We start from the raw sequence: 25719 nt of genomic DNA on the forward strand, positions 1-25719 counted from the left end.
GCCGTCCGAACCGGCGGCTCACGACCAGCAGGGGGAAACACCATGTCTCACAAGATCATCCGCATCGCCACCGTCGTCACCGCCGCGGCCGCCGCCGGGTTGCTGGGCGTCGCATCGCCCAGCGCCGCGAGCGCCGCCCCGGCGTCCGAGGTCTGCGGCAAGGGGGGAGTCGTCCTGTACGGCGGTGCGGGGAACGACACGCTCACCGGCACCAACGGCAACGACATCATCTACGGCCTCGGTGGTGACGACCGCATCGACGGCAAGGGCGGGAACGACGTCCTGGTCGGCGGGCCCGGGTGGGACACCATCAGGGGTGGGGACGGCAACGACTGCATCAGCGGGGGCACGGGGAACGACACGGTCTCGGGCGAGCGGGGCGACGACTGCGTCGCCGGCGACGAGGACAACGACTTCGTCAGCGGTGGCCCCGGCAAGGACGACCTGGACGGCGGTGACAACGCGGACGGCAGCTCGGGGTTCGACATGTGGTACCTCCCGGACGCACAGGACTCGGCCGCCCGCATGGAGTACTGAGCGGGCGTCGTCCCTTCGTTCACACGTCACAGATGGGGCACCGGACCGACGTCCGGTGCCCCATCTGCGTCAGGTCAGCGCGTCCTAGTTCTGGATCGACTGCGCCTGTGACAGGTTCCAGGCGGACCAGCCGCCCTGGATCTGGTTGGTCACCCGGAAGCGCACCTTCTGGTAGACCTCCTCGTCGCCGTCCGTGTCGTCGGTGACGGGCAGCGCCGCCCGCACCGTGATGTCCTTCGTCGCGCCGGCGGCCGGGAAGGACTTGTTCTGCGTCGAGGTCCCGGTGAACTCGTCCAGCGCATCCGGGTCGCCGGCGGCGCCGGCCAGGTCGGACTCCCAGCGCTCGTGGGTGATCTCGACGCTCACGCCGGCCAGGGACGGGTCGCACGTAAGGTGGTAGACGTAGTCGGCCTGCTTGAGTCCGCCTGCGGTCCAGTGGTTGGTGAACGCGGGCTTGTCGACGGTGAGGTGGCAGCCGTCCTTGGTGACGGTGCCGACGGCCTGCGCCGACGACGCCACCCCGAGCGGGGCACCGACTCCGGCGGCCAGCGCGAGGGTGATGGCGAGCTTCCTGCTTCGGTTCATGGTCTTTCCCCCATCTGAAGAGGCGGTCGGGGTGACCGCCGACATCAGAGTCGGTGGGGGTCGTCAGCGTGGCGTCACAACGGTCGGCCAGGCCGGCTCAGCAGCAGTGCGGGTCGAGCATCTGGGAGATGGCGTACAGGGACTCCGGCACCAGCCGGTACCAGACGTTCATGCCGTCCCGCCGCTTCGTGCACAGGCCGGCCTCGAGCAGCTTGCGCAGGTGGTGGCTGACGGTGGCTTCGCTGAGGCCGACGACGGGGGCCAGGTCGCAGGTGCAGGCCTCCCAGTTCGGGGCGCCGAGCAGGAACGCCACCAGCTGGAGGCGGGTCGGGTCCGCGAGCGCCTTCAGCCGGACGGCGAGGGCGACCGCGTCGTCGGCGGTCAGGGTGGGCGTGGCGCCGAGTGGCTCGCAGCAGATCGGTGAGGTGTCCACGAGCAGCGGCAGCGTCTTCGGCATGAGGGACATCCTGCCACCTTCTTGACGAATGTCGAAGAGGTTGGCATGGTTCGGACGACAGTTATTCGATATTCATCGAAGGAGTCGCCATGTCCCGCGTCCAGCTCGCCCTCAACGTCGAGAACATCGACGACGCCGTCACCTTCTACTCGACCCTGTTCGACACCCAGCCCGCCAAGCGTCGTCCGGGCTACGCCAACTTCGCCGTCGAGAACCCTGCCCTCAAGCTCGTGCTGTTCGAGAACCCCGGCCGGTCCGGCACTCTCAATCACCTCGGGGTCGAGCGCGAGTCGATGGCCGAGATCGTCGAGCAGGCGGAGCGCCTGGAGGCCGCGGGTCTGCAGCTGGACGTCGAGGGCGACGTCGTCTGCTGCTACGCGCGCCAGGACAAGCACTGGGTCACCGGTCCGGACGGACAGCGGTGGGAGAACTACGTCGTGCTCGCGGACGCCGGAGCCGACCTCGAGGGCAAGACGCTGGCGGACGTCGGCGCCGCGCCCGAGAGCTCGGGCTGCTGTGCCGGCTGAGCTGGGACGCCGACTGCTGGCCGAGCTGGTCGGGACGGCGGCGCTGGTCACGGTGGTCGTCGGGTCGGGGATCGCGGCTCAGCGGCTCTCGCCCCAGGACGTCGGTCTGCAGCTGCTGGAGAACTCGCTGGCGACCGCGCTCGGGCTCGGGGTGCTCGTCCTCGTGCTCGGTCCGGTGTCCGGAGCGCACCTCAACCCGGTGGTCTCGGCGGCGGACGCCGTCCTGGGCCGTCGGGGCCGCACGGGGCTACGCGCGCGGGACGTCGTCAGCTACACCGGCGCCCAGGTGGTGGGCGCGGTGCTCGGTGCCGCCGTCGCCAACGTGATGTTCGACCTGGATGCTGTTCAGGTGTCCACCACCGACCGGACGACCAGAGGCCACCTGATCGGCGAGGCCGTGGCGACCGCCGGGCTGGTCCTCGTGGTCTTCGCGCTGGCCCGGACGGGCCGGGGGGCCTGGTCGGCGTCCGCCGTGGGCGCCTACATCGGAGCGGCGTACTGGTTCACCAGCTCGACGTCGTTCGCCAACCCCGCCGTGACCGTCGGCCGGACGTTCACCGACACCTTCGCGGGGATCGCCCCGGCATCCGTGCCCGGCTTCGTGCTCGCCCAGGTCGTCGGTGGCGTGCTGGGCCTGGCACTCGTGCTCGTCCTGTACCCCTTCGAGTCCGCGAGGTCCGCATGACCCAGCCCAGGCCGTCCGTGATGTTCGTCTGCGTGCACAACGCCGGCCGGTCCCAGATGGCCGCCGGGTTCCTCACCCACCTGTCCGAGGGTGCGGTGGAGGTCCGGTCGGCGGGCTCGGTCCCGGCCGACCAGGTCAACCCCGTCGCGGTGGCCGCGATGGCCGAGGTGGGGATCGACATCGCGGAACAGCGGCCGAAGGTCCTGACCGCGGACGACGTCCAGGCCTCCGACGTCGTCATCACGATGGGCTGCGGTGACGCGTGCCCGTTCTTCCCCGGGGTGCGCTACCTCGACTGGGAGCTCGACGACCCCGCCGGGCAGGACCTGGACGCCGTCCGAGCGATCCGCGACGAGATCCGGGCCCGGGTGGAGACTGTCCTGGGCGAGCTGACGCCCTGACCCCTGGCGAGACCAGAGAAGTGGGGCACCCAGGGGACGTCAGGTGCCCGCATTCGCTGTTCTCGACGTCCCGCCCACGCGAGCCACTCCAGGAGCTCTCATGCCCTCCTTCATCTTCATCTACCGCGCCGGGCCTGACCCCGTACCCGCTGATCGCGTCGCAGAGAACCGCGCCGCGTGGCAGGAGTGGAACGCCTCACTCCAGGAGGACTACGGGATCCGCACCGCGGGGGGCAGGCTCGTGACGGCGACCGGTCAGACAGACGCGGATGGCGTAATCCGCGGCGCCTCGATGGTCGACTTCGACTCCCTCGAGCAGGCCGTCAGCGCCGCTCGAGGAGCACCGAACCTGGCCTTCGGCGGAAGTGTCGAGGTGCTCGAGGAGCTCTCGCAGCGCTGACCGCCGGAGTGCGTGGAGCGGGTGACGGGAATCGAACCCGCACTGTCAGCTTGGGAAGCTGATGTTCTACCATTGAACTACACCCGCGAGCGCCCCGAAGTGCGCGCAGCAGAGCATAACCGATCGCTCGGCTGGCCCGTGAGCGGCGCCTTCGGGGCCCCCGGTCAGCGAGAGACCTTGTCGGCCGACGCGGTGTCGCGCAGGTCGATGACCCGTTCGTACGTCGCGTCGTCCTCGATGTCCATCCGCGATCGGTCGGGCAGCAGCACGACGGCCACGATGGTGATCACAGCGGAGATCGCGATGTACCCGGCGACCGCGTAGCCGGTGCCGAACGTGTGGATCAGCCAGACCGCGATCAGGGCGGCCGGGCCACCGGCGATCACCGAGGACAGCTGGTAGCCGATGCCCGCGCCGCCGTAGCGCAGGTTGGTCGGGAAGCTCTCGGCGATCAGCGAGGCCTGCGGTCCGTACTGGATCGCGTGCGGGATGAGGCCGAGGCAGACGGCGACGAACACCAGCCACTCGACGCCGGAGTCGAGCAGCGCGAAGTACGCGAAACCCCACACGCCCATGATGGCGGCGCCCGTGAGGTAGACCTTCTTGCGGCCGATGTTGTCCGACAGGTGCCCGAAGACGGGGACCAGCACGAGCTCGAAGCCCGCCGCGATCATGGTGCCGATGAGCACGAAGTTGCGGGTGTACCCGTGGTCGTCGTCGGTCAGGTAGGACAGCACGAACGCCGTCACCACGTAGAACGGCATCTGCTCGGACATCCGGGCGAGCGCCGACAGGATGATCTCCTTCGGGTACCGCTTGACCACCTCGAGCACCGGCTGCTTGGCGATCGACTTCTCCTGCACCCGCTTGGCGAACATCGGCGTCTCGAGGATGGACAGCCGGATGTACAGGCCGATCGCGACCAGCACCAGGCTCAGCAGGAACGGGATGCGCCAACCCCAGGCCAGGAACTGCGCCTCCGTGGTGAGGTTGTTGAACAGCGTGAGCATCGCGGTGGCCAGGATCAGGCCGATGGCGACGCCGAGCTGCGGCCACGAGCCCATCAGGCCGCGGCGCTTCTGGTTGCCCCACTCCATCGAGAGCAGCACGGAGCCGCTCCACTCACCGCCGACGGCGACGCCCTGCAGGACGCGCAGCCCGATCAGCAGGATCGGTGCGAGCGAACCCCAGGCCGCGGCGCCGGGCAGCGCCCCGATCAGGGTGGTGGCGGCGCCCATCATCAGCAGCGTGACGATCAGCGTGACCTTGCGGCCGATCCGGTCACCCCAGTGCCCGAAGATCGCGGCGCCGACGGGCCGGGCCGCGAAGCCCACGAAGTAGGTGGCGAACGACTCGAGGAGCCCGACGTAGTGCGAGGAGTCCGGGAAGAACACCTTGGGGAAGACCAGCGCCGCCGCGGTTCCGTAGAGGAAGTAGTCGTACCACTCGATGGTGGTGCCGACCGTGCTGGCGATGGCCGCCTTGCGGATCTGTCTGTCCTGCTCTGGGGTGCCTTGGGCCGCGGTGGCCGCGGCAGCGTTCTGGGGGTCCAGGGTCATCGTCGACCGCCTTCGTTCTCGCGCGTGGGTGAATTTGCCCTGACAATCACCATTGCACCGATCGTGATGACCGCAATTCGAGATCACCGGGTGCGCGAGACGGCCCGTGCGGGCGAGTCCGACGGAATGCCGTGCTCAGCACCGGGGCCGGCCGGTTACCCTCGGTCCGTGCTCCTCAGTGACCGAGACATCCGGACCGAGATCGAGACCGGGCGGGTCGTGCTCGACCCCTACGACGAGACGATGCTGCAGCCGTCGAGCGTCGACGTCCGGCTGGACCGGTACTTCCGGTTGTTCGACAACCACAAGTACCCGGTCATCGACCCGTCGGCCGACCAGCCCGACCTCACCCGGTTGGTGGAGGTCTCGGCGGACGACCCGTTCGTCCTGCACCCGGGCGAGTTCGTGCTCGGCTCGGTGTACGAGGCCGTGACGCTGCCGGACGACGTCGCCGCCCGGGTCGAGGGCAAGTCGAGCCTGGGCCGGCTGGGCCTGCTGACCCACGCGACGGCCGGCTTCATCGACCCCGGCTTCAGCGGGCACGTCACTCTCGAGCTGAGCAACGTCGCGACCCTGCCGATCCTGCTCTGGCCGGGCATGAAGGTCGGCCAGCTGTGCTTCTTCCGGCTGACCAGCGCGGCCGAGCACCCCTACGGCAGCGAGCGCTACGGCTCCCGCTACCAGGGGCAGCGCGGACCGACGGCCAGCCGGTCGTTCCAGAGCTTCCACCGCACCCAGGTCTGAGCCCGGGCAGGCGCGATGGCATGGTTCGGACGACGACGAGGCTCCGACGAGCCCACGCTCGAACAGCTGCGCCGCTGGCACCTGCTGCTGCTCCCGACCACGGTGGACGTCGGCCAGGTCGACCGCCTCATCCGCAACCGCTACCCGGACGCCCGGATCGCGGACACCCGACGGGCCCGGCTCGGCCGGCACGCGGCGATCAGCGGTCCGCACGAGCTCGAGGACGACGAGCTGCGGGCGGTGCAGGTGCCCGCGGGGTGGCGCACGGCCTACGCCCTCGAGGTCGAGGCCGAACCCGACCCGGACGCGTTCGAGGACATCGGTGACCCGGTGCTGCGTGCCTGGTGGATGCGCGCGTTCCCACGCGGCAAGCCGTTCCGCGACGAGGGGGACGCCGTCGACCTGGCGCTCGCCCTGGCCCGTCGGCTGGGCGGCGCCGTGCGGGCGGCCGGCAGCGGCGTCCTGCTCGAACCGGACCACGACCGCCTGCTCGACCTGACCGTCTGGTCCGGCTACTGGCTCGGTCCCGACCGGCTCCTGGAGCTGCTCGGCCCGGTGCTGCCGGGCGCCGAGGTGAACCTGGCGGTGCACGGTCGGCACGAGGCGCCGCACCACGACACCCCGTGGTCAGTCGACCCGCTGGACCCGCTCGGCGCCGACCTCGAGCACGCCCTCGGCGAGCCGGACCACGAGATCATCGACGAGGTCGCCCGCCAGCACGACGCCCGCGCCCTGGCCGGCGGGGTGGTGCTGGACGGGTACGCGCTGACCGCGCACGGCAGCCTCGTGGTCGAGGTGATCCAGGAGGACGCCGTGCCCATCTGGGTGCGCGAGCGGGTGTCCGGGCAGCTGCTCGACGCGACGAACCCGGTGGTGACCTACGCCGTGCGCTGGGTCACCCACGACCCGCACGTCCTGGAGTCCGAGGACCCGCCGTACGCCGTCCGGCTCGAGCGCGAACGCCTGCGGCCGCAGATGCGGGCTGCGGCGCTCAGCATCGCGGAGGCCAGCGCCGGGGTCGTCAGCGACAGCGCCGGTTTCGAGGTGGATCGCTACTCGCTCTGAGGACCCTTGCTGGCTCGCCCGCGCACCGGTACACCTGTACTGGCGGCGGAAGGAGCTGGCCATGGACACCTGGGCCTGGGATGCCCCGAAGTGGATCCTCCGCCTGCTCGTCGTCCTCACGCTGGTCGGCTGGGTGGTGCTCGCGGTCGTCTTCGGGTCGGTCAGCGTCTTCGGGTCGGCCAGCCCGAGGATCGGTTGGAAGCTCGTCGTGACGTCCGGGGCCAGCGTCGCCCTCGCCCTGGCCGTCGTGGCGGTGGCCGTGCAGTCGTTCGTCGGCAACGACCGCGGCCTGTCCGGCGCACAGCTGGCGTCCTTGGCGAAGCTGGCCGGCGCGAACGCATCCGACCGCGGCACCGACGCCGTCAAGACCGTCTACAGCTGGCGCGAGGACCAGTGGCGTCAGCTCGCGCGCGGGGCCGCCGGAGTGGTGGTCGCGCTGCTCGTGGCCATCGTCCCGCTGCTGCTGAAGGCCCCGACGGTCGAGAACGTCTACTCCGTCCCTCCCGCCGCCGGCCAGCTGGCCGGCGGAGTGGCGGTGCTGAACGGGCTGCCGCTCACCCAGACCACGGTCTCCAGCGGCAGCACCGCCTTCCCGCCCGCCCTCTGGGTGGCGCTCGCAGATCTGCTGCTGCTCGCCGTCCTGGCCATGATGTTCGCGCGCGGAGCGCACCGCTCGTACATCCGTGACATCGCCACGCTCGCCGAGAAGGACACGTGATGGGTTCGTACGCCGGGAGCCTGGCGACTGTCGTCGCCCTCCTGGTGACCGCCGCCGCGGCTGCCGCGCTGGCCGCCGCCGTCACCTTGATCGCGGCCAGTGTGCGCAGGCGTCGGACGCTGGAGTGGGCCAGCGCGACCGCGGCCCAGCTCGGTCGCGCGATGTCCGAGCCCCACGAGGGTGCCGCACCGACGGTGGACGAGGAACCCCACGCGGCTGGTCGGCCCGCGACGCTTCGAGATCGCCGGCCCCAGGAGTGGGCCGACCTGCGCGTGCTCCGGTCCGGCGGGTCCGCGATCCCTGCCCTCGACGAGCTGGATGGCATGCCCACGGAGCTGGTCACGTGGGCCGCTGCGCACGGGCCGGAGTCCGTTCGCAGGGACCTGCCGGTGGCGATGGACCTGCTTGCAGTGGACCGGGACGTGCGCTCGCACCCTGCGGCGGGGGACGAGCCCGACGAGTCACTCGCGCCGCCGCCTGATCCGCTGCCACCGCAGCCCGACGACGGCGAAGTGGAGCCATCGACGGAGGAGCAGCGGTTGGCGAGACAGCGGCAGATCGCTGCCGACCGGATCGCGATGCTGAAGCGGATTGCCGCCAGGACCGGCAGCAAGTCGTTGAAGCCGGAGTGAGCGGCCCGCATCGCGTTGCGGTCCGGCGGCCGGGCGGTCAGGCGATCAGGCGGGTCCGGCGCCACAGCCGCATCGTCGGCCCGCCCATCAGGCCGAGGTCGTCGAGGAAGCCGGTGAGCTGGCTGGCGCTGCTGCGCAGCTGCTCGGCGTAGTGCTCGTTGCCCGCCGCAGCTTCCTTGGCGCGCAACGGGTCCAGGTCGACGGCCGCGTACACGCCGGGATGCACGAGGTTGCTCACGATGACGTCGGCGACGATCGCGATGACGGCCCGGTGCCGGCGGCGCTGCGCCGGCGACAGGTGCGGCGCCCGGCGGGCGAGCTCCTCGCGGGCGAAGCGCATGTGCCGCGCCTCCTCGAGGACGTGGATCCGGCTGACCTCGCGGGACAGCGGCTGCACCCGCTCGTCCCGGATGAGGTCGCGTTGCAGGATGTCCAGCACCTCCTCGGCCACCAGGATCGCGGCGTAGGCGGCCGGGCCGTAACCGATCGTCTTGAACAGCCGACCGAGACGTCGTCCGGCCTTCGACGGTCCGTACGCCGGGCACCCGTAGGCCGAAGCCATCCGCGCGAACATCACGGAGTGCCGGCACTCGTCGCCGATCTCGGTGAGCGCGAACTGCACGTGCGGCAGCGATGGGTCGTCGTCGTAGACGTCCCGCAGCACCAGCTGCATCAGGATCATCTCGAACCAGATCCCGACGCCGCTGATGGACGCGAACTCGTGCTGGGTGAGGCGGACCTGCTGCTGCGGGCTCAGCTCGTCCCACAGCGGGGTCCCGTAGAGCGAGGACCACTCGGGGCTCATCCCGTGCAGGTCGGGCGCGAGCGGCGCCTGCCAGTCGAGGGCCACGTTCGGGTCGAAGGACGCCTTGGCGGAGGACGCCAGCAGGCGGGTGGGGACGACCTCTCGGTCGGTGCGGGCAGTGACCGGCACGGTTCCTCCATCCGGGTAGGAAAGTAACTGTGAACTATGTTTACTGCTAATCTGGTTCGCATGCAAGAGGGAGCGCGGACGTCGAGTCCGGACGGCCGCCGTCAGCGCTGGGTCGAGCACCGCCGGGAACGTCGGCAGGAGTTCGTCCAGGGGGCGCTCGCCGCGGTCCGACAGCACGGCGCCGACACCGGGCTCGACGAGGTCGCGGCGTCGGTCGGCGTCTCCAAGTCCGTGGTGTACCGGCACTTCGCGGACCGCGAGGACCTCTTCGGCGCCGTCCTGGACGCCATTGCCGACGACGTCCTGATGCCCCGCATCCTCGGCGCCCTCGGCGAGGCCGCGCAGGCGACGTCCGAGCAGCTGAGCCTGGACGCCGACACCGTGCGGCGCGTCGTCCGGGCCTTCATCGCCGTGGTCGACGAGGAGCCGCAGCTGTACCGGTTCGCCCTGGCGCGCGCGTCGTCCGGCCTCGACGGCGACTTCGTCGCCTCGACCGAGCGGCAGATCGCCCAGGCGCTGTCCGCGCTGCTCGGCGACCGGCTGCGCGAGCTCGGCCGCGACTCCGGCGGCGCCGAGGTGTGGGCGTTCGGCGTGGTCGGCATGGTGCAGCTGGCCACCCAGCGCTGGTTCGACCAGCGCAGCATGACCGCCGACGCGCTCGCGGACTACCTGACGGTCCTGGCGACCGGGGGCCTGTCCGGCGTCCTCAGCCCACCCTGACCGCCGCCCCGCCCACGTTGTTGATCACGTTAAGTGGGCGCAGACCCGCTTCCCGAGGCGAACAACCCTCGAGAAGCGGTCGCCGACCCACCTCACGTGATCAACAACGGATGGCCGGACGGCGGGGCCCGGCGGGGCGCGGCGGGGCGCGGTGCGGCGGCGGCCGTCAGACCGGGGAGGGCTCGGGCTCGGCGGCCGGCTGCGGGTCCTGTCCACGGCGGACGGCGGCGAGCAGCATCTGCGCGACGTCGACCACCTCGACCTCCTCGCGGGCGGAGCCGTCGGCCTGCTGGGCGGCGAGCCCGTCGCTCATCATGACGCGGCAGAACGGGCAGCCGATCGCGATCTTGTCGGCCCCGGTGGCGACGGCCTCGGCGGTCCGGTTGGTGTTGATCCGGGTGCCGAGCGTCTCCTCCATCCACATCCGTGCACCGCCTGCCCCGCAGCAGAACGAGCGCTCCTTGCTGCGCTCCATCTCGCGGTACTCCACGCCGGGCAGCGCGCCGATCAGCTCGCGCGGCGCCTCGTAGACGTTGTTGTGCCGACCCAGGTAGCACGGGTCGTGGTAGGTGATCGGCGTGCCCGCGGCGGTCACGCCGTCCTTCGCGGCGGGCTGGTCGGCGGGCGGCGCGACCGGCACGAGGCGCTTGTCGCGGACAAGCCGGTTGAGCAGCTGCGTGTGGTGCACGACCTCGTAGTTCCCGCCCAGCTGCGGGTACTCGTTGGACAGCGTGTTGAAGCAGTGCGCGCAGGTCACCACGATCTTCTGCGCGCCGAGCTCGTTGAGCACCTCGACGTTCGGCTGGGCGAGCATCTGGAACAGGAACTCGTTGCCGGCGCGGCGGGCCGGGTCACCGGTGCAGGACTCGCCGTCGCCGAGCACCGCGAAGTCGACCCCGGCGGTGTGCAGCAGCTCGGCCACGGCCCGCGTGGTCTTCTTCGCGCGGTCCTCGAAGGCACCGGCGCAGCCCACCCAGAACAGGTACTCGACGTCGGCCAGGCTCTCGACGTCCTGACCGACCTGCTTGACCTCGAACGGCAGGTCCTTGGCCCAGTCCAGCCGCGCGCGGGGGTTCATGCCCCACGGGTTCTGGTTGTTCTCCAGGTTCTTGAACAGCCCGCCGAGCTCGCTCGGGAACGCCGACTCGATCAGCACCTGGTAGCGGCGCATGTCGACGATGTGGTCGACGTGCTCGATGTCCACCGGGCACTGCTCGACGCAGGCGCCGCAGGTGGTGCAGCTCCACAGCACGTCCGGGTCGATGACGCCCAGCTCGGCCGCGCCCCGCCCGTCCGGGTTGTACGCGCCCAGCATGTCCGGCGCGTCGCCGGCGCCGTAGCCGGTGGCGCCGATCAGCGGGCGCTCGTGGGCGGCCCGGACCTTGGCGTCGAACTCGGACAGCTCGGGGGCGACGCCCTCGAGCGGCTGGCCGGTCTTCGCCGCCAGGTACGTCGGGTTGGCCAGCGCCTGCAGGTACGGCGCCTTCTCGTGCGCGTGGTCCCGCAGCGCCATCATCAACAGCTTGGGGGACAACGGCTTGTCGGTGTTCCAGGCCGGGCACTGGCTCTGGCAGCGGCCGCACTCGGTGCAGGTGCTGAAGTCGAGCAGGCCCTTCCAGGTGAAGTCCTCGACCTTGCCCACGCCCAGGGCGGCGTCCTCGTCCAGCTCGTCGATGTTCTCGAAGTCGACTGGCTCGCCGTTGACCGCGATCGGCTGCAGCGCACCGAGGCTGGTGCGGCCATCGGCGTTGCGCTTGAACCAGATGTTGAAGAACGCCAGGAACCGGTGCCACGCCACCCCCATCGCCGGCTGCAGCGCCACCGTGATGAACCAGGCCATCGAGATCAGGATCTTCAGCGTGGCGACCACGATGATCGCGTTCTCGAGCCCGTCCTGGGTCAAGGCGTCACCCGTGCCGAGCCAGGACGTCGTCGGGAAGTGCAGGTGGGTGGCCCAGTCGCTCCCCTCGGTCTGGCCCAGCCAGTACTCCAGGAAGCGCAGGCTCAGCACGCACAGGACGACGCCGAGGATGGTCGCCTCGACGTAGTAGGCCTGCCACCACGTGGAACCGAAGAACCGCGAGCGCCGCCCGTCGGCCTTCGCGAACCGCGGGTGGTTCTTCTGCCGGATCGCGATCAGCACCAGGATGCCCGCGAGCGACAGCCAGGCGATCGCCTCGACGGCCCACTCGTAGAGGAAGAAGTGGCCGATCAGCGGCAGGGCGAAGTGCGGGTCGAACACCTGCCCGTAGGCGGTGAGCAGCGAGAAGAACAGGACGCCGAACGACACCATCACGAACCAGTGGGCGGCGGCGACGACGGGCAGCCGGGCCATCCGGGTGTGGCCGAGGAACTCGCGCAGCAGGGTCACCGTGCGGGTGGCCGGCGCGTTGGTGCGGCGTGGGTCGGGCTGGCCGACCCGGATGCGGCTGGCGATCGTGCCCACGGTGCGCGCGAACAGGGCGACGCCGATCACCGTGACGACGATGACCAGGATGGCGGCGGCGACCTGCATGGGTCCTCCTGTCGGCGGGGCTGTGGCTCTGCTGCGGGGTCCTGCGTCTGCGGTGCCGAGGCTAGTGCGAAGCGCCTGCCAGCGGCGGTCCGGGCAGTCTACTGGCGGGTAACTTACGCGGCCAGGCGATGTGACGAGTGCCACCGACAGGACTCGGGACGCGGGCCGACGGGGGCTGAGCGGGCCGGGCCCGGCGCCGCCCCGCGAGTCCTGCTGGTCCGGCGGGCATCAGTGCGCCGGCCGACCGCCGATGCGCCGGCTGAGCGAGTCGGCCACCTCACGCAGCCGGTCGGCGAGCGCCCCGGGGTCCGCGTCGGCGTCCTGCGCGGCGTAGGTGATCGCCAGCCCCGCGGTGGGGTGGCCGGCGTGGTCGAGCACCGCGCTCGCCACGCTGGCGAACCCGGGGGTGACCTCGCCGTCCTCGAGCGCGTACCCGCGGGCCCGCACGTCGACCAGCAACCCGCGCAAGGCTGAGAGCGAGGTCGGCCCGAGCCCGTGCCGCTGGACGAACGCGCCCCGGTCCGGGAACAGCGCCCGCACCTGGGCGGGCGGCAGCGCGGCCAGCATCGCCCGCCCGGACGCGGCCAGCTGGGCCGGCAACCGCACCCCGACGTCGGTCACCAGCGTCGGTCGGCCCCTCGCGCGCTCCTCCACGACGTACAGCACCTCGCGTCCGTGCAGCACGGCCAGGTGGGCGCTCTGCCCGACGGAGTCCACCAGCCGCGCCAGCAGCGGCCGGGCCAGCCGGGCCAGCGCGTCCTGGTGGGTGTACGCCGACCCGACCTCGAACGCCGTCACGCCCAGCCCGTAGCGCCGCTCCTCGGGCAGGTGGACGACGAATCCGGCCTCGGTCAGCACGCCGAGCAGGTGGTACGTCGTCGACCGGGGCAGGCCCAGATCGCTCGCGATCCGGCCGGCCGGCTGAGGGCCGGCCCGCCGAGCCAGGTGGGTCAGGATCGCTAGGGTCTGCTCGGCGGCGGGCACCCGCGACGCGCCGCTCACGGGAGGCGACCTTGTACGGAGCACTGACCGACGAGCAGTACCTGACGAGCACGGCCCGCGACGCCGGCGTGATGACCGCGGTGCTCACGCGACACCCGCTGACCACGCCCGTGCCGTCCTGCCCGGGCTGGGACCTCGCCGAGCTCGGCGGCCACCTCGGCGTCATCCACCGCTGGGCCCGCGACTCGCTGGCCTCTGATTCCCCGCCCGACGAGGGACAGCCGCCCAGCCGCGAGGAGCTGGCCGGCTGGTACCGGGACAGCGCCGACGCACTGCTCTCGGCGCTGCGGGCGGCCAGGTCGGACGACCCGTGCTGGGGCTTCGGGCCGCACCCACGCACCGTCCGGTTCTGGCTCCGGCGGCAGGCCCACGAGACCTGCATCCACGCCTGGGACGCCGCGAACGCGGTCGGCGCCCCGCCGGCGATCGCCGCGGACCTCGCTGCGGACGGGCTCGACGAGGTCGCCGGGATGTTCTACCCGCGCCAGATCCGCCTCGGACGGCGCGAGCCCCTGGGTGTCGCCCTCGCCTTCGCCGCGACCGACGTGGGCCGCGTCAGCGTGCTCGGCGAAGGGGAGCCGGTCGCAACGGTGAGCGGCTCGGCCGAGCAGCTCCTGCTCGGCCTGTGGCGACGCCGCGACCTGGCTGCCCTGCTGGCCGACGGCGATGTCCGGATGGACGGTGACACCGCGGTGGCGCACGCGGTGCTCGCCGAGCAGCTGACGCCGTAGCCCTCGCATCGCCCCATCCTAGGCGCGGCGTCTGGGATCCCAGACGGTTCCGGCGTTCGCGGGATGGTCCGGCACTGCCCGCGCGAGTCCAATGGATCCCATGACCGACACGCTGCACCGTCCCGCCGCCACCACCCAGGTCACCGTGGGAATCGGCCCGCTCACGCCGTCCGACGTCGTCGCCGTGGCCCGGCACGGGGCGGGGGTGCGGCTGGGTGACGACTCGCTCGCCGAGATCGCCCGCACCCGGGCCGTCATCGAGGCGCTCGCGGACGACGTCGAGCCGCACTACGGCGTCTCCACGGGCTTCGGGGCGCTGGCCACCAAGCACATCCCCACCGAGCGTCGGGCCCAGCTGCAGCGCAGCCTGGTCCGCTCGCACGCGGCGGGCTCCGGCGCCGAGGTCGAGCGCGAGGTGGTGCGCGCGCTGATGCTGCTGCGCCTGTCGACGCTGGCCACCGGGCGCACCGGCGTCCGACCCGTCGTCGCGACCACCTACGCCGCGATCCTGGACGCCGGGATCACCCCGGTCGTGCGCGAGTACGGCTCGCTGGGGTGCTCGGGCGACCTGGCGCCGCTCGCGCACTGTGCGCTGGCGCTGATGGGTGAGGGTGAGGTGCGCACGGCCGACGGTGAGCTCAAGGACGCTGCGCAGGCGTTGCGCGAGAACGGAATCGAGCCGGTCGAGCTGGCCGAGAAGGAGGGCCTGGCGCTGATCAACGGCACCGACGGCATGCTCGGCATGCTGGTGCTCGCGCTGCACGACCTGGGCGAGCTGCTGGCGGCGGCCGACATCGCGGCGGCACTCAGCGTCGAGTCGCTGCTCGGCACCGACGCGGTGTTCGCCGACGACCTGCAGGCCCTGCGCCCGCACCCGGGCCAGGCCGCGGCGGCCGCCAACCTGCGCGCCGTCCTGGCCGAGAGCCCGATCATGGCCAGCCATCGCGGCCCCGAGTGCACGCGCGTGCAGGACGCGTACTCGCTGCGCTGCGCGCCCCAGGTGCACGGCGCCGCGCGGGACACCGCCGCGCACGCGCTGCGGGTGGCCGAGTGCGAGCTGGCCGCGGCGGTCGACAACCCCGTGGTCACGCTGGACGGCCGGGTCGAGAGCAACGGCAACTTCCACGGTGCCCCGGTGGCGTACGTGCTGGACTTCCTAGCGATCGCGGTGGCGGACGTCGCGTCGATGAGCGAGCGCCGGACGGACCGCTTCCTCGACGTCTCCCGCAGCAACGGCCTACCGCCGTTCCTGGCCGATGACCCGGGCGTGGACAGCGGCCACATGATCGCGCAGTACACGGCTGCCGGGATCGTCAGCGAGCTCAAGCGCCTCGCCGTGCCGGCCAGCGTGGACTCGATCCCCAGCAGCGCGATGCAGGAGGACCACGTGTCCATGGGCTGGGCGGCCGCCCGCAAGCTTCGCCGCTCGATCGACGGCCTCGGCCGGGTCATCGCCATCGAGGTGCTGACCGCCTGCCGCGCGATGGAGCTGCGCGCCCCGCTCGAGCCGGCGCCGGCGACCGGGGCCGTCCGCGACGTCCTGCGGGCGGGCGGCGCGCCCGGACCCGGTGGCGACCGCTACCTGGCCCCCGAGATCGAGGTCGCGGTGCAGGCGGTGGTCCGGGGCGACGTCCGGCGGGCCGCCGAGCAGCACACCGGCCCCCTGCACTGACCGCGCCCCCCCGGATGTCCCGCTATCCGGGGTCATGAGGGGCTCAGAACCCCGGATAGCGGGACATCTGCGGAACCGAGAGCGAACGAGGAGACGAGACGACATGGCGATGGACGGCGCACGACCGGTCCGGGCGGCCCGCGGGACGACGCTGACGGCGCGCAGCTGGCAGACCGAGGCCCCGCTGCGGATGCTGCAGAACAACCTCGACCCCGAGGTGGCCGAGCGGCCGGACGACCTGGTCGTCTACGGCGGCACCGGCCGCGCGGCGCGGGACTGGCGCAGCTACGACGCCATCGTCCGCACGCTCACCACGCTCGCGGACGACGAGACGCTGCTCGTGCAGTCCGGTCGGCCCGTCGGTGTGATGCGCACCCACGAGTGGGCGCCGCGCGTGTTGATCGCCAACTCGAACCTCGTCGGTGACTGGGCGACCTGGCCGAAGTTCCGTGAGCTCGAGCGCCAGGGCCTGACGATGTACGGGCAGATGACAGCCGGCTCCTGGATCTACATCGGCACCCAGGGGATCCTGCAGGGCACCTACGAGACCTTCGCCGCGGTCGCCGCCAAGCGCTTCAACGGAACCCTCGCGGGCACCCTCACCGTGACCGGCGGCTGCGGTGGCATGGGTGGCGCGCAGCCGCTCGCCGTCACCCTCAACGGTGGTGTCTGCCTGGTCGTGGACGTCGACGAGACCCGCCTGCGCCGCCGCGTCGACCACCGGTACCTGGACGAGGTCGCCACCGACCTGGACGACGCGATCGCCCGCTGCGAGAAGGCGAAGGCCGACCGGCGTGCGCTGTCCGTCGGCCTGGTCGGGAACTGCGCGACCGTGCTGCCGGAGCTGCTGCGCCGCGGTGTCGCGGTGGACGTCGTCACCGACCAGACCAGCGCGCACGACCCGCTCAGCTACCTGCCCGAGGGTGTCGACCTCGCCGACTGGCAGGACTACGCCGAGGCCAAGCCTGAGGAGTTCACCGACCGGGCGCGGGTCTCGATGGCCAAGCACGTCGAGGCCATGGTCGGCTTCATGGACGCCGGCGCCGAGGTGTTCGACTACGGCAACTCGATCCGGGACGAGGCCCGCCAGGGGGGCTTCGATCGGGCGTTCGCGTTCCCCGGCTTCGTGCCGGCGTACATCCGCCCGCTGTTCTGCGAGGGCAAGGGCCCCTTCCGCTGGGCGGCGCTGAGCGGCGACCCGAAGGACATCGCGGCCACCGACAAGGCCGTGCTGGACCTGTTCCCGGACAACGACCACCTGCACCGCTGGATCCGCGCGGCCCAGGACCGGGTCGCGTTCCAGGGCATGCCGGCCCGGATCTGCTGGCTCGGCTACGGCGAGCGCGACAAGGCCGGCCTGAAGTTCAACGAGATGGTCGCCAGCGGCGAGGTCAAGGCCCCGATCGTGATCGGCCGCGACCACCTGGACTGCGGCAGCGTCGCCTCGCCGTACCGCGAGACCGAGGCGATGGCCGACGGCTCCGACGCGATCGCCGACTGGCCGCTGCTGAACGCGCTGGTCAACACGGCGTCCGGCGCGAGCTGGGTCTCGATCCACCACGGTGGCGGTGTCGGCATCGGCCGCTCCATCCACGCCGGTCAGGTCAGCGTCGCGGACGGCACGGAGCTGGCCGCGGCCAAGCTCGAGCGGGTGCTGACCAACGACCCGGGCATGGGCGTGATCCGGCACGTGGACGCCGGGTACGACCTCGCCGACCACGTGGCCCAGGAGCGGGGCGTGCGCGTCCCGATGCGCGAGGGGGTCTAGTTCGTGGCGGTCTGGTCGTGGGTGGCGGGCTCGTCGGAGATGTCCGCGACCCGCGCGTCCAGCGCCCGGATCGCGTCGTCGGCCTGGACGACGACCCCGACCCCGTGCGCGCCGGCACCGAGCGAGATCTCCTGTCCGACAACGGCTTCGTCGACGACCACGGGCCAGGCCCGGGTCGAGCCGAACGGCGTGATCGTGCCGCGCTCGTACCCGGTGACGGCGAGTGCGGTGTCGGCGTCCGGCATGGAGATGCGGTTGACGCCGAGCAGGGCGCGCAGCTTCGGCCAGGAGATCTCGCGGTCACCGGGGACCAGGACGAACAGGAAGTCGTCGTCCGCCCGGCGCACCACGATGGACTTCAGCAGGGCGCGTGGCGCGATGCCGCGGGCGGCGGCGGCCTCGGCCAGCGAGCGGACCCGCCCGTGCCGCACGACCCGGTACTCGATGCCGGCGGCGTCCAGCGCGGCCAGCGCCCGTTCCTCACTCATGCCTGTGCACCCTACGACCGCCGCCCCCCTCCCCGCGGTGATCATGCACGTTCGCCCCGGCGGGGTGGGCGAACGTGCATGATCACCGCGGAGGGATGCGGGGGTTGGGGCGAACGTGCATGATCACCGCGGAGTGCGGGAGGGTGGGTCGGTGAGCAGCCACGACGCGAGCAGCCAGCAGAGCTTCAGCCGGTGGTGGGCCGAGCTCGACCCGATCGGTCGTTCGCCGTCGGGCGGGTACCGGCGCTTCGCCTGGACGCGGCAGGACGCGACGCTGCGGGAGTGGTTCCGCGGCGCCGCGGGCGGCCTCGGTCTCGATGTCGTCACCGACCGCACGGGCAACGTGTGGGCGTGGTGGGGCGACCCGGACGCCGATGGCCCGGGCGTGGTGATCGGCAGCCACCTGGACTCGGTGCCGGAGGGTGGCGCGTTCGACGGTCCGCTGGGCGTGGTCTCGTCGCTCGCCGCCGTGGAAGCGTTGCAGCAGAGCGGCTTCACCCCGCGACACCCGATCGCGGTGGCCTGCTTCGGCGACGAGGAGGGCGCACGGTTCGGCATCGCGTGCGCCGGTTCCCGGCTGCTCACCGGCGCGCTGGACGCCGACCGGGCGCGCGCGCTGCGCGACGGTGACGGCACCACCATGGCCGAGGCGATGGCCGCGGCCGGGCACGACCCGCAGCACGTGGGTCGCGACGACGAGACCCTGCGCCGGGTCGGCATGTTCGTCGAGCTGCACGTCGAGCAGGGGCGTGGCCTGGTGGACGTCGACTCCGCCGTCGGCGTGGGCAGCGCGATCTGGCCGCACGGCCGGTGGCGCTTCGACCTCGCCGGACGCGCCGACCACGCGGGCACCACGCGCCTGGCCGACCGCACCGACCCGATGCTCGACCTCGCCGCGCTGATCCAGGCCGCGCGGGCCGCAGCCGAGCGCTACGACGCCGTGGCCACCGTCGGCAAGGTGAGCGTGAACCCCAACGGGGTCAACGCGATCCCGTCGTCGGTCTCCGCCTGGCTGGACGCCCGCGGCCCCGACGAGTCCGACGTCCGCTCCCTGGTTGCCGACCTGTCCGACGCGTACGGGCGTCCGGACGAGGAGTCGTGGACGCCGCGCACGCCGTTCCACCCGACCCTGTCCGCGAACGTGGTGCACGCCCTGGAGGAGCTCGGCGAGCCAGTCCCGGTGCTGGAGACGGGGGCGGGTCACGACGCCGGCGTGCTCAGCCAGACGGGCATCCCGACGTCCATGCTCTACGTCCGCAACCCCACGGGCGTCTCGCACTCCCCGCTCGAGCACGCCGAGGTCGACGACTGCCTGGCCGGGGTCGACGCGCTGACCCACGTGGTGCGAAGGCTGGCGCAGTGACGGACTGGTGGTGCGAGCAGGCCTGGCTGGACGACGCGCCCGTCGCGGGCGTCCGGGTGCGCGAGCAGGCGGGCGTCATCACCGCGGTCGAGCGCGGGGTCACCGCGGAGCCGGGTGACGAGCGGCTGACCGGACTGGTGCTCCCCGGCTTCGCGAACGCGCACTCGCACGCCTTCCACCGGGCCATGCGCGGCCGTACGCACGACGAGGGCGGCACGTTCTGGACCTGGCGGGAGCGGATGTACGCCGTCGCCGGGCAGCTCGACCCGGACTCCTACCTACGGCTGGCCCGGGCCACCTACGCCGAGATGGCCCTGGCCGGGGTGACCTGCGTCGGCGAGTTCCACTACCTGCACCACGGCCCCGGCGGCACGCCGTACGACGACCCCAACGCGATGGCCGAGGCGCTGCGCGAGGCCGCCCGGGACGCCGGCCTCCGGATCACCCTGCTCGACACCTGCTACCTCGCTGGTGGGCTGACGCCGGAGGGCCACACCCGTCCGGACCCGGTGCAGCAACGCTTCTCGGACGGGACGTCGTCGCGCTGGGCGGCGCGGGTCGCGGACCTGCGCGCGGACGACGTCCTGCGGGTCGGCACGGCGATCCACTCCGTGCGGGCGGTGCCGAAGATCGAGCTGGGCGAGGTCGCCGCGGCGTTCCCGGACGCACCGCTGCACGCGCACCTGTCCGAGCAGGTCGGCGAGAACCTGGCGGCGTTCGCGTTCTACGGGCTCGGCCCGACCGAGCTGATGGCATCGGCCGACGCGCTGGGGCCGCGCAGCACGATGGTGCACGCCACCGTGGCGCCGCACATGGAGCTGCTCGGCAGCACCGGGACCAACGTGTGCATCTGCCCGACGACCGAGCGAGACCTGGCGGACGGGATCGGTCCGGCCCGGCTGATGGCCGACCACGGCAGCCCCCTGTGCCTGGGCAGCGACCAGAACGCGGTCGTCGACCTGCTCGAGGAGGCGCGCGCGCTGGAGATGCACGAGCGGCTGTTCACGTTGGAGCGCGGGGTGTTCAGCCCCGCCGAACTGGTCGCGGCGCTGACCCACCAGGGGCATGCCGCGCTGGGCTGGCCGGAGGCCGGGCGGATCCAGGTCGGCGCCCCGGCGGACCTCGTCGCCGTCCGGCTCGACACCGTGCGGACGGCTGGAACCGCTGCGGCGCAAGCGGTCTACGCCGCGACCGCCAGTGACGTGCACGCGGTGGTGCAGGGCGGCCGGGTCGTCGTCCGCGACGGCGAGCACGTGCTCGGTGACGTCGGACGCCTGCTCGCCGAGGCCATCGAACCGCTGTGGGCGGGCGAACGTGCATGATCACCACAACCAACTCCGCGGTGATCATGCACGTTCGCCCCGACGCGAAGAGGGAGGGCGCATGAGCAGCGTGCTGGTCACCGGCATCGCCGAGCTGGTCACCAACGACCCGAGCGTGGGCGACGGCAGCCCGCTCGGCCTGGTCGAGCGCGCGGCACTCGTGCTGGACGCCGGACGGGTGGCCTGGGCCGGCCCGGCCGCGCAGGCACCGATCACCGACACCCACGTCGACCTCGGCGGCCGCGCGGTCGTGCCGGGTTTCGTGGACTCGCACAGCCACCTGGTGTTCGCCGGTGACCGGGCTCGCGAGTTCGAGGCTCGGATGACCGGCGCCCGCTACGACGGTGGCGGCATCGTCACCACCGTCGCCGCGACCCGGGCGGCCCCGGACGAGCTGCTGCTGGCTCGCACCCGCGCGCTGGTCGCCGAGATGCGCGCGCAGGGCACCACGACGGTCGAGGTCAAGAGCGGCTACGGCCTCACCGTCGCCGACGAGGCGCGCAGCCTGCGCATCGCCCGCGAGGTGACCGCCGAGACCACCTTCCTCGGCGCGCACGTGGTGCCCGCTGGCGCCGACCGCGACGAGTACGTCGCGCTGGTCACCGGCCGGATGCTCGAGGCCTGCGCGCCGCACGCCCGCTGGGTCGACGTGTTCTGCGAACCGGCCAGCGCGCACGCGTTCGACGGTGACGAGGCGCGCGCCGTGCTGCAGGCGGGGATCGCGGCCGGGCTGCTGCCCCGGGTGCACGGCAACCAGCTCTCGGCCGGGCCGGGCGTCCAGCTCGCCGTCGAGGTCGGCGCGGCCAGTGTCGACCACTGCACCTACCTGACCAGCGCGGACGTCGACGCGCTGGCCGCCGCCGCCCCGACGTCGGGCCGCGACGGCACCGTCGCGACCCTGCTGCCCGGCGTCGAGTTCTCCACGCGCTCGCCCTACCCGGACGCCCGAGCGCTGGTCGACGCCGGCGTCACGGTCGCGCTGGCCACGGACTGCAACCCCGGCACCTGCTACACGTCGTCCATCCCGCTGGTTGTGGCGCTCGCCGTCCGCGAGATGGGGATGTCGCCGGCCGAGGCGCTCTGGTCGGTGACCGCAGGGGGCGCGCAGGCTCTGCGGCGCGGCGACATCGGGCACCTCGGGGTCGGCGCGAAGGCCGATCTCACCGTGCTCGAGGCGCCGACGTACCGGCACCTGGCATACCGGCCGGGAGTTCCGATCGCCAAGGTTCTCGACGTCTGAGGGCGACGCGCCGATACTGACCGTCGTGCGAATCCATCCCACCACCCCGGGGGAGTACGACGACGTCATCGACCTGTCGCTGCGCTGCTGCCCGCAGTACACCCGCCCGCTCGTGGAGGGCCCGGTCAGGGATCCCTCGCTCAGCGAGGACCGGACCATGCTCACGGCATCAGCCGACGGGCGAGCGGTCGGCTTCGCGATCCAGCTCCACCTGGTGGGTACCCCAGCCGGCCAGTACGTGACTGTCGTCGTGGTGGATCCGGATCATCGCGGCCAGGGCCTGGGAGCCCGGCTGCATGCCGCGCTGGCGGACCAGCTGCCAGCGCAGGTCACGGCGGCGATGGCGCAGGTGGACGACGCGGACGAGCAGGCGCTGGCCGTGGCCCAGCACTGGGGCTACCAGGTGATGCAGCGTTCGATCACCTCACAGCTGGACCTCGTCGACCTGCCGGCCGTGGAGCTGCCGGAGGGCGTCACGGTGCAACCCAGCCCGAGACTGTCCTTCGACGACGAGGCGGCGGTCGAGGCCATGTACGACGCCAGCCAGACGAATCCTGAACGTGAGCACGCCGGGGTGTCCACGCTCGCGACCTTGCGGGCGTACGCCTCGGCCGAGGGCGCGGAACGGCCGGTGGCCGTGGTCGTGCGCGATCACGGGCGACCGGTGGCGCTGTCGTACGGGATCGTCCACGGCGACGTCGCGCAGGTGGTGTACACCGGCGTCGATCCCGCCCACCGAGGCCGGGCGCTGGGTGCCCTGGCGAAGGCCTGCCTGCACGCGCAGGCCGCCGCGGTGGGGGCGACGGTCGCGATCACGAACAACGAGGAGCACAACGTCGGGATCCGGCACGTCAACGACACCCTGGGCTACCGCCGGACCAGCGGTGTGTACTGGCTGCGCAAGGACTTCCCCGTCAGCTCGTGACGGGAGCGCGACAGCGACTGGATCACCTGTGTGACAGTCCGAGCGCGGCGTCCCCCTGATGCGCTCATCGAGTGCGTCGCCGACCACACTGCCGACCTCCCGCCCGGCCGGCGTGGGGATGAGAGCTCAGAGCGGCCCAAGCTCCAGCTGGACCGTCCGGCCCGAGTACTCCCACACCGCTGCGCGCAGTGCGGACTCACTGATGAGCAAAGGCTGCGAAGGGCGTGACCACCCGGTGGCGACCCAGCTCGCTACCGGCAGTACCGGCAGTGCCTCAACAAGGAGCTCGGTCGGCGCATCTGCGCGGGGTTGCAGAACGAGCAGCCGAACGGGATTGCTCGGAGCGTTCACCAGGGCGATGCGTGACACTGCTGGCCAGGGCAGTCGCAGGACCTCCAGACCGTCGTCCACGGTGATACCAGATTGGTCCAGGTGGAGAGCGCAGTACGGCCTGCGCGCACGCCAAATGCGACGGGACACCGACGTGATCGGGGCGCCTGCCTTCCACAGCACGTACACCCCAACGCCGGCGACCCCGGCACCGAGCAGCCCCACCGCGGTGATCCCTTCCTCGCGCGGGGCGCCAAAGGCAACCCAGAGCCCCAGCACGGCCGCGGCAGCACCGAAGAGCGGCAGGGTGAGACCTTGGGCCAACAACGTGCGGAGTGCACGACGCTCGGTCACGGGGGCGATGGCGACGCTGAGCGCCTGATCAATCACGGCGCAAGCGTAGGGGCTGGGGCGGCCCTCTCGGCGACGGTCGGGCAGGTTCTGCGGGACAGTGTCTGCATGAGCGAGCAGCCGCACTACCGCCGTCCGGGATGGTTCACCCGCAACGTCGCGAACAGGCTCGTCGCGGGGCTGACCAGCCTCGGGATCAGCGTGATGGGCAGCCGCGTCCTCGAGGTCCGCGGGCGCAAGAGCGGCCTCCCGCGCCAGGTCCCGGTCAACCTGCTGAGCCTGGACGGCAGCGAGTACCTGGTGTCCGCCCGGGGCAACGGCGAGTGGGTGCGCAACGTGCGCGCCGCGGACGGCGCGCTCGTCCTGCTGCTCGGCAAGCGGCGACAGCCGCGGGTCGCCACCGAGGTACCGGACGTCGACAAGGTGCCGATCCTGCGCGCCTACCTGAAGCGGTGGAAGGCGGAGGTGGGCGCGTTCTTCGACGGCGTCAGCGCGGACTCCACGGACGAGCAGATCGCCGCGATCGCCGCCAAGCACCCGGTCTTCCTGCTGGCGCCGGCGGCCTAGCCGACCTCTTCGAGCTTCGGCGGCAGGTGTCCGGTGGAGTGCCGGTAGTAGGCGGCGGCCTGGCGCGCCGCGAGCATCCGCGCCACCCCGATCAGGGCCCCGCTCGCCGCGGCCCAGCCGACGGCCTCGGCCCAGCTGGTGTCGGGGTGCTCAGGGTTCGCCGGCGGCTCGCCGCCGGTGGCCGCCTTCCACCCGGCGTTGAGGATCTTCTTCGCCGCGATGCCGGAGACGATCGCCGCCGCACTGCCCATGATCTTCCAGCTCGCTGCGCCCATGCCCCCCAGCCTGCCTCAGAGGAGGCCCGCGAGCCACCCAACGGTTGCGATGACCGGTGGCCCGACCAGCGGCGCGGTGATCGCGACGAGGCCGGCGACCACCAGCAGCGCCAGCGCGCGAGCGATCACGGAGGGCCGGCCGGTGCGTGGCCCGCGCATCATCCGCAGCAGCATGCGCCGAGTGTGCCACCCGGACCGCCCCGGGTGTACGTTGAACGGACACGACAGGGGAGCGCCGTAAGGCGCTGAGAGTGCGGTCAGCCCGCAGACCCTCGAACCTGCTCCGGTTAGCACCGGCGAAGGGAGTCGAGCTTCTCGCCGGTCGTCGTCGACCCGTGGCAGCCGCCACGACGCCGGCGGCGCCCGGTCCCCCTCCAACCAGGAGGGATCCACGCATGACCGCACCATCGAAGGTGGTCCAGCTCCCGACGTCCGACCGGACGCCGCGCACGCCACCGCGCATCGCCTGGGCCGTCGCCGCGGTCGGGGTCGTCCTCGGCCTGGCCATCTGGCTGATCGGGTTGCCGGACGACGTCACCTGGTTCGGCAGCACAATGTCCGACCTCTCGCTGCCGGCCGGGCTCATCGTCGCCCTGCTGTTCGGGTGGATCGGCTTCTCGCTGGCCAGCGCCCGCGCGTCCTGGCGGGTCGTCGACCTCGTCGTCGCGGGCGTTCTCGGCGTGGCGGGTGGCCTGCTGTTCGCCGTCTGGAACGCCAACTACGCCGTCATCTCCGGCCCGCTCGGCGCCACCCCGGCGATCGCGCTGCTCGGCGGCGCCTGGCTGCTGCCCGGGGTGCTCGGCGCCCTGGTCATCCGTCGACCCGGCGCGGCGGTCCTGGTCGAGGTCGTCGCGGCCGTCGTCGAGGGGCTGATCGGCAGCCAGTGGGGCTTCACGGTCGTCTGGTACGGCCTGCTCGAGGGCCTCGGTGCGGAGATCGTCTTCGCGCTGCTGCTCTACCGGCGTTTCGGGCTGCCGACCGCGATGCTGTCGGGTGCCGTCGCCGGGCTGATCATCGCGCCGGTCGACCTGGTGCTCTCGTACGCCGCGCAGACGGCCGGCTGGAAGCTCGGCTACGTCGTCTGCCTGGTCATCTCGGGTGCCGTGCTGGCCGGCGTCGGGGCGTGGGCGATCACCCGCGGGCTGGCCCGCACCGGTGCGCTCGCCCCGCTGGCGTCCGGGCGCTCGGCCAGGCGTGTCTGAGTCG

The 25719-nt window shown here is 72.3% G+C and carries 29 protein-coding genes, 1 tRNA gene and 1 riboswitch; of the genes, 19 read left to right on the forward strand and 11 right to left on the reverse strand.

The genetic code is table 11. The features are described from left to right. Positions 1-42: 42 nt before the first annotated feature. Positions 43-537 carry a calcium-binding protein gene (locus ABEB17_RS08875; RefSeq protein ID WP_345716318.1) on the forward strand — a complete coding sequence of 165 codons (495 nt, stop codon included), beginning with the start codon at positions 43-45 and terminating at the stop codon, positions 535-537. Positions 538-621: 84 nt separating this feature from the next. Here the strand turns inward: ABEB17_RS08875 and ABEB17_RS08880 are convergent, their stop codons facing one another. Together ABEB17_RS08880 and ABEB17_RS08885 are read right to left on the reverse strand one after the other, a co-directional pair. Next, the gene (locus tag ABEB17_RS08880; protein WP_345716319.1) at positions 622-1122 is read right to left on the reverse strand and encodes a hypothetical protein; all 501 of its coding nucleotides are present in this window, start codon (positions 1120-1122) and stop codon (positions 622-624) included. 97 nt (positions 1123-1219) lie between these two features. Continuing rightward, positions 1220-1579: a metalloregulator ArsR/SmtB family transcription factor gene (locus tag ABEB17_RS08885; RefSeq protein WP_345716390.1), complete on the reverse strand. Its 360-nt coding sequence runs from the start codon at positions 1577-1579 to the stop codon at positions 1220-1222. 89 nt (positions 1580-1668) lie between these two features. On the opposite strand from ABEB17_RS08885, the gene ABEB17_RS08890 reads away from it, so the two are divergent. From ABEB17_RS08890 to ABEB17_RS08905, 4 genes are all read left to right on the forward strand, one after another. Beyond that, the gene (locus ABEB17_RS08890; RefSeq protein ID WP_345716320.1) at positions 1669-2106 is read left to right on the forward strand and encodes an ArsI/CadI family heavy metal resistance metalloenzyme; all 438 of its coding nucleotides are present in this window, start codon (positions 1669-1671) and stop codon (positions 2104-2106) included. Then, complete coding sequence (locus ABEB17_RS08895; protein ID WP_345716321.1) at positions 2096-2791, forward strand: aquaporin; 696 nt, start codon at positions 2096-2098, stop codon at positions 2789-2791. Before ABEB17_RS08890 ends, ABEB17_RS08895 begins: the two co-directional genes overlap by 11 nt. Next, entirely contained in the window at positions 2788-3192 is a 405-nt protein-coding gene (locus tag ABEB17_RS08900) for an arsenate reductase ArsC (protein WP_345716322.1), read from the forward strand. Before ABEB17_RS08895 ends, ABEB17_RS08900 begins: the two co-directional genes overlap by 4 nt. Before the next feature lie 100 nt (positions 3193-3292). Further along, entirely contained in the window at positions 3293-3592 is a 300-nt protein-coding gene (locus ABEB17_RS08905; protein ID WP_345716323.1) for a YciI family protein, read from the forward strand. A 13-nt stretch (positions 3593-3605) separates the two neighbouring features. Here ABEB17_RS08905 and ABEB17_RS08910 read toward each other — a convergent pair. Together ABEB17_RS08910 and ABEB17_RS08915 are read right to left on the reverse strand one after the other, a co-directional pair. Further along, positions 3606-3679: transfer RNA gene (locus ABEB17_RS08910), tRNA-Gly, on the reverse strand. 77 nt (positions 3680-3756) lie between these two features. After that, positions 3757-5151, reverse strand: a complete 1395-nt coding sequence (locus ABEB17_RS08915; RefSeq protein ID WP_345716324.1) for an MFS transporter — start codon at positions 5149-5151, stop codon at positions 3757-3759. Positions 5152-5319: 168 nt separating this feature from the next. Here ABEB17_RS08915 and dcd point away from each other — a divergent pair, with 168 nt between their 5' ends. From dcd to ABEB17_RS08935, 4 genes are all read left to right on the forward strand, one after another. After that, positions 5320-5895 (forward strand): dCTP deaminase, encoded by a 576-nt coding sequence (gene dcd / locus ABEB17_RS08920; RefSeq protein WP_345716325.1) that lies wholly within the window; start codon positions 5320-5322, stop codon positions 5893-5895. Positions 5896-5910: 15 nt separating this feature from the next. Further along, positions 5911-6960 carry a hypothetical protein gene (locus ABEB17_RS08925; protein WP_345716326.1) on the forward strand — a complete coding sequence of 350 codons (1050 nt, stop codon included), beginning with the start codon at positions 5911-5913 and terminating at the stop codon, positions 6958-6960. Between the two features lie 61 nt (positions 6961-7021). Further along, complete coding sequence (locus ABEB17_RS08930) at positions 7022-7678, forward strand: hypothetical protein (RefSeq protein ID WP_345716327.1); 657 nt, start codon at positions 7022-7024, stop codon at positions 7676-7678. Beyond that, positions 7678-8310: a hypothetical protein gene (locus ABEB17_RS08935; RefSeq protein ID WP_345716328.1), complete on the forward strand. Its 633-nt coding sequence runs from the start codon at positions 7678-7680 to the stop codon at positions 8308-8310. Before ABEB17_RS08930 ends, ABEB17_RS08935 begins: the two co-directional genes overlap by 1 nt. 37 nt (positions 8311-8347) lie before the next feature. On the opposite strand, the gene ABEB17_RS08940 is transcribed toward ABEB17_RS08935, so the two are convergent. Beyond that, positions 8348-9244: an AurF N-oxygenase family protein gene (locus ABEB17_RS08940; RefSeq protein ID WP_345716329.1), complete on the reverse strand. Its 897-nt coding sequence runs from the start codon at positions 9242-9244 to the stop codon at positions 8348-8350. Positions 9245-9304: 60 nt separating this feature from the next. Between ABEB17_RS08940 and ABEB17_RS08945 the strand changes: the two genes are divergently transcribed. After that, on the forward strand, positions 9305-9964 hold the full coding sequence (locus tag ABEB17_RS08945) for a TetR/AcrR family transcriptional regulator (protein WP_345716330.1): 660 nt from the start codon (positions 9305-9307) through the stop codon (positions 9962-9964). A 166-nt stretch (positions 9965-10130) separates the two neighbouring features. On the opposite strand, the gene ABEB17_RS08950 is transcribed toward ABEB17_RS08945, so the two are convergent. After that, positions 10131-12479 carry a (Fe-S)-binding protein gene (locus tag ABEB17_RS08950; protein WP_345716331.1) on the reverse strand — a complete coding sequence of 783 codons (2349 nt, stop codon included), beginning with the start codon at positions 12477-12479 and terminating at the stop codon, positions 10131-10133. A 228-nt stretch (positions 12480-12707) separates the two neighbouring features. Next, the gene (locus tag ABEB17_RS08955) at positions 12708-13481 is read right to left on the reverse strand and encodes an IclR family transcriptional regulator (RefSeq protein ID WP_345716332.1); all 774 of its coding nucleotides are present in this window, start codon (positions 13479-13481) and stop codon (positions 12708-12710) included. Positions 13482-13492: 11 nt separating this feature from the next. Here ABEB17_RS08955 and ABEB17_RS08960 point away from each other — a divergent pair, with 11 nt between their 5' ends. From ABEB17_RS08960 to hutU, 3 genes are all read left to right on the forward strand, one after another. Continuing rightward, on the forward strand, positions 13493-14212 hold the full coding sequence (locus ABEB17_RS08960) for a maleylpyruvate isomerase family mycothiol-dependent enzyme (RefSeq protein ID WP_345716333.1): 720 nt from the start codon (positions 13493-13495) through the stop codon (positions 14210-14212). Between the two features lie 100 nt (positions 14213-14312). Next, a complete protein-coding gene (gene hutH / locus ABEB17_RS08965) occupies positions 14313-15884 on the forward strand; it encodes a histidine ammonia-lyase (RefSeq protein WP_345716334.1) in 1572 nt (523 codons plus the stop codon). Positions 15885-15993: 109 nt separating this feature from the next. Continuing rightward, positions 15994-17652, forward strand: coding sequence for a urocanate hydratase (hutU, locus tag ABEB17_RS08970; protein WP_345716335.1), 1659 nt, complete (start codon positions 15994-15996; stop codon positions 17650-17652). Here the strand turns inward: hutU and ABEB17_RS08975 are convergent. Continuing rightward, entirely contained in the window at positions 17649-18140 is a 492-nt protein-coding gene (locus tag ABEB17_RS08975; RefSeq protein WP_345716336.1) for an aminoacyl-tRNA deacylase, read from the reverse strand. The two genes, hutU and ABEB17_RS08975, sit on opposite strands and share 4 nt — an antisense overlap. Before the next feature lie 151 nt (positions 18141-18291). On the opposite strand from ABEB17_RS08975, the gene ABEB17_RS08980 reads away from it, so the two are divergent. From ABEB17_RS08980 to ABEB17_RS08995, 4 genes are all read left to right on the forward strand, one after another. Then, a complete protein-coding gene (locus tag ABEB17_RS08980; RefSeq protein ID WP_345716337.1) occupies positions 18292-19503 on the forward strand; it encodes an allantoate amidohydrolase in 1212 nt (403 codons plus the stop codon). Then, the gene (locus tag ABEB17_RS08985) at positions 19500-20825 is read left to right on the forward strand and encodes a formimidoylglutamate deiminase (RefSeq protein WP_345716338.1); all 1326 of its coding nucleotides are present in this window, start codon (positions 19500-19502) and stop codon (positions 20823-20825) included. Before ABEB17_RS08980 ends, ABEB17_RS08985 begins: the two co-directional genes overlap by 4 nt. A gap of 61 nt (positions 20826-20886) precedes the next feature. Further along, positions 20887-22065, forward strand: a complete 1179-nt coding sequence (gene hutI / locus ABEB17_RS08990) for an imidazolonepropionase (protein WP_345716339.1) — start codon at positions 20887-20889, stop codon at positions 22063-22065. 25 nt (positions 22066-22090) lie between these two features. Beyond that, on the forward strand, positions 22091-22990 hold the full coding sequence (locus ABEB17_RS08995) for a GNAT family N-acetyltransferase (protein WP_345716340.1): 900 nt from the start codon (positions 22091-22093) through the stop codon (positions 22988-22990). A 126-nt stretch (positions 22991-23116) separates the two neighbouring features. Here the strand turns inward: ABEB17_RS08995 and ABEB17_RS09000 are convergent, their stop codons facing one another. Next, positions 23117-23710, reverse strand: a complete 594-nt coding sequence (locus tag ABEB17_RS09000; RefSeq protein WP_345716341.1) for a hypothetical protein — start codon at positions 23708-23710, stop codon at positions 23117-23119. Positions 23711-23779: 69 nt separating this feature from the next. Here ABEB17_RS09000 and ABEB17_RS09005 point away from each other — a divergent pair, with 69 nt between their 5' ends. Beyond that, complete coding sequence (locus ABEB17_RS09005; protein ID WP_345716342.1) at positions 23780-24238, forward strand: nitroreductase/quinone reductase family protein; 459 nt, start codon at positions 23780-23782, stop codon at positions 24236-24238. Here the strand turns inward: ABEB17_RS09005 and ABEB17_RS09010 are convergent. Both ABEB17_RS09010 and ABEB17_RS09015 read right to left on the reverse strand, forming a co-directional pair. Continuing rightward, positions 24235-24513, reverse strand: a complete 279-nt coding sequence (locus tag ABEB17_RS09010) for a DUF4235 domain-containing protein (RefSeq protein WP_345716343.1) — start codon at positions 24511-24513, stop codon at positions 24235-24237. The two genes, ABEB17_RS09005 and ABEB17_RS09010, sit on opposite strands and share 4 nt — an antisense overlap. A gap of 15 nt (positions 24514-24528) precedes the next feature. Then, positions 24529-24687, reverse strand: a complete 159-nt coding sequence (locus tag ABEB17_RS09015) for a hypothetical protein (protein WP_345716344.1) — start codon at positions 24685-24687, stop codon at positions 24529-24531. A 42-nt stretch (positions 24688-24729) separates the two neighbouring features. After that, a riboswitch (TPP riboswitch) is annotated at positions 24730-24835 on the forward strand. Positions 24836-24908: 73 nt separating this feature from the next. Between ABEB17_RS09015 and ABEB17_RS09020 the strand changes: the two genes are divergently transcribed. Further along, entirely contained in the window at positions 24909-25715 is an 807-nt protein-coding gene (locus tag ABEB17_RS09020) for an ECF transporter S component (protein WP_345716345.1), read from the forward strand. The last annotated feature ends 4 nt before the right edge of the window (positions 25716-25719 follow it).

The sequence above is a fragment of the Angustibacter luteus genome, from assembly GCF_039541115.1.
Classification (GTDB): Bacteria; Actinomycetota; Actinomycetes; order Actinomycetales; family Angustibacteraceae; genus Angustibacter; species Angustibacter luteus.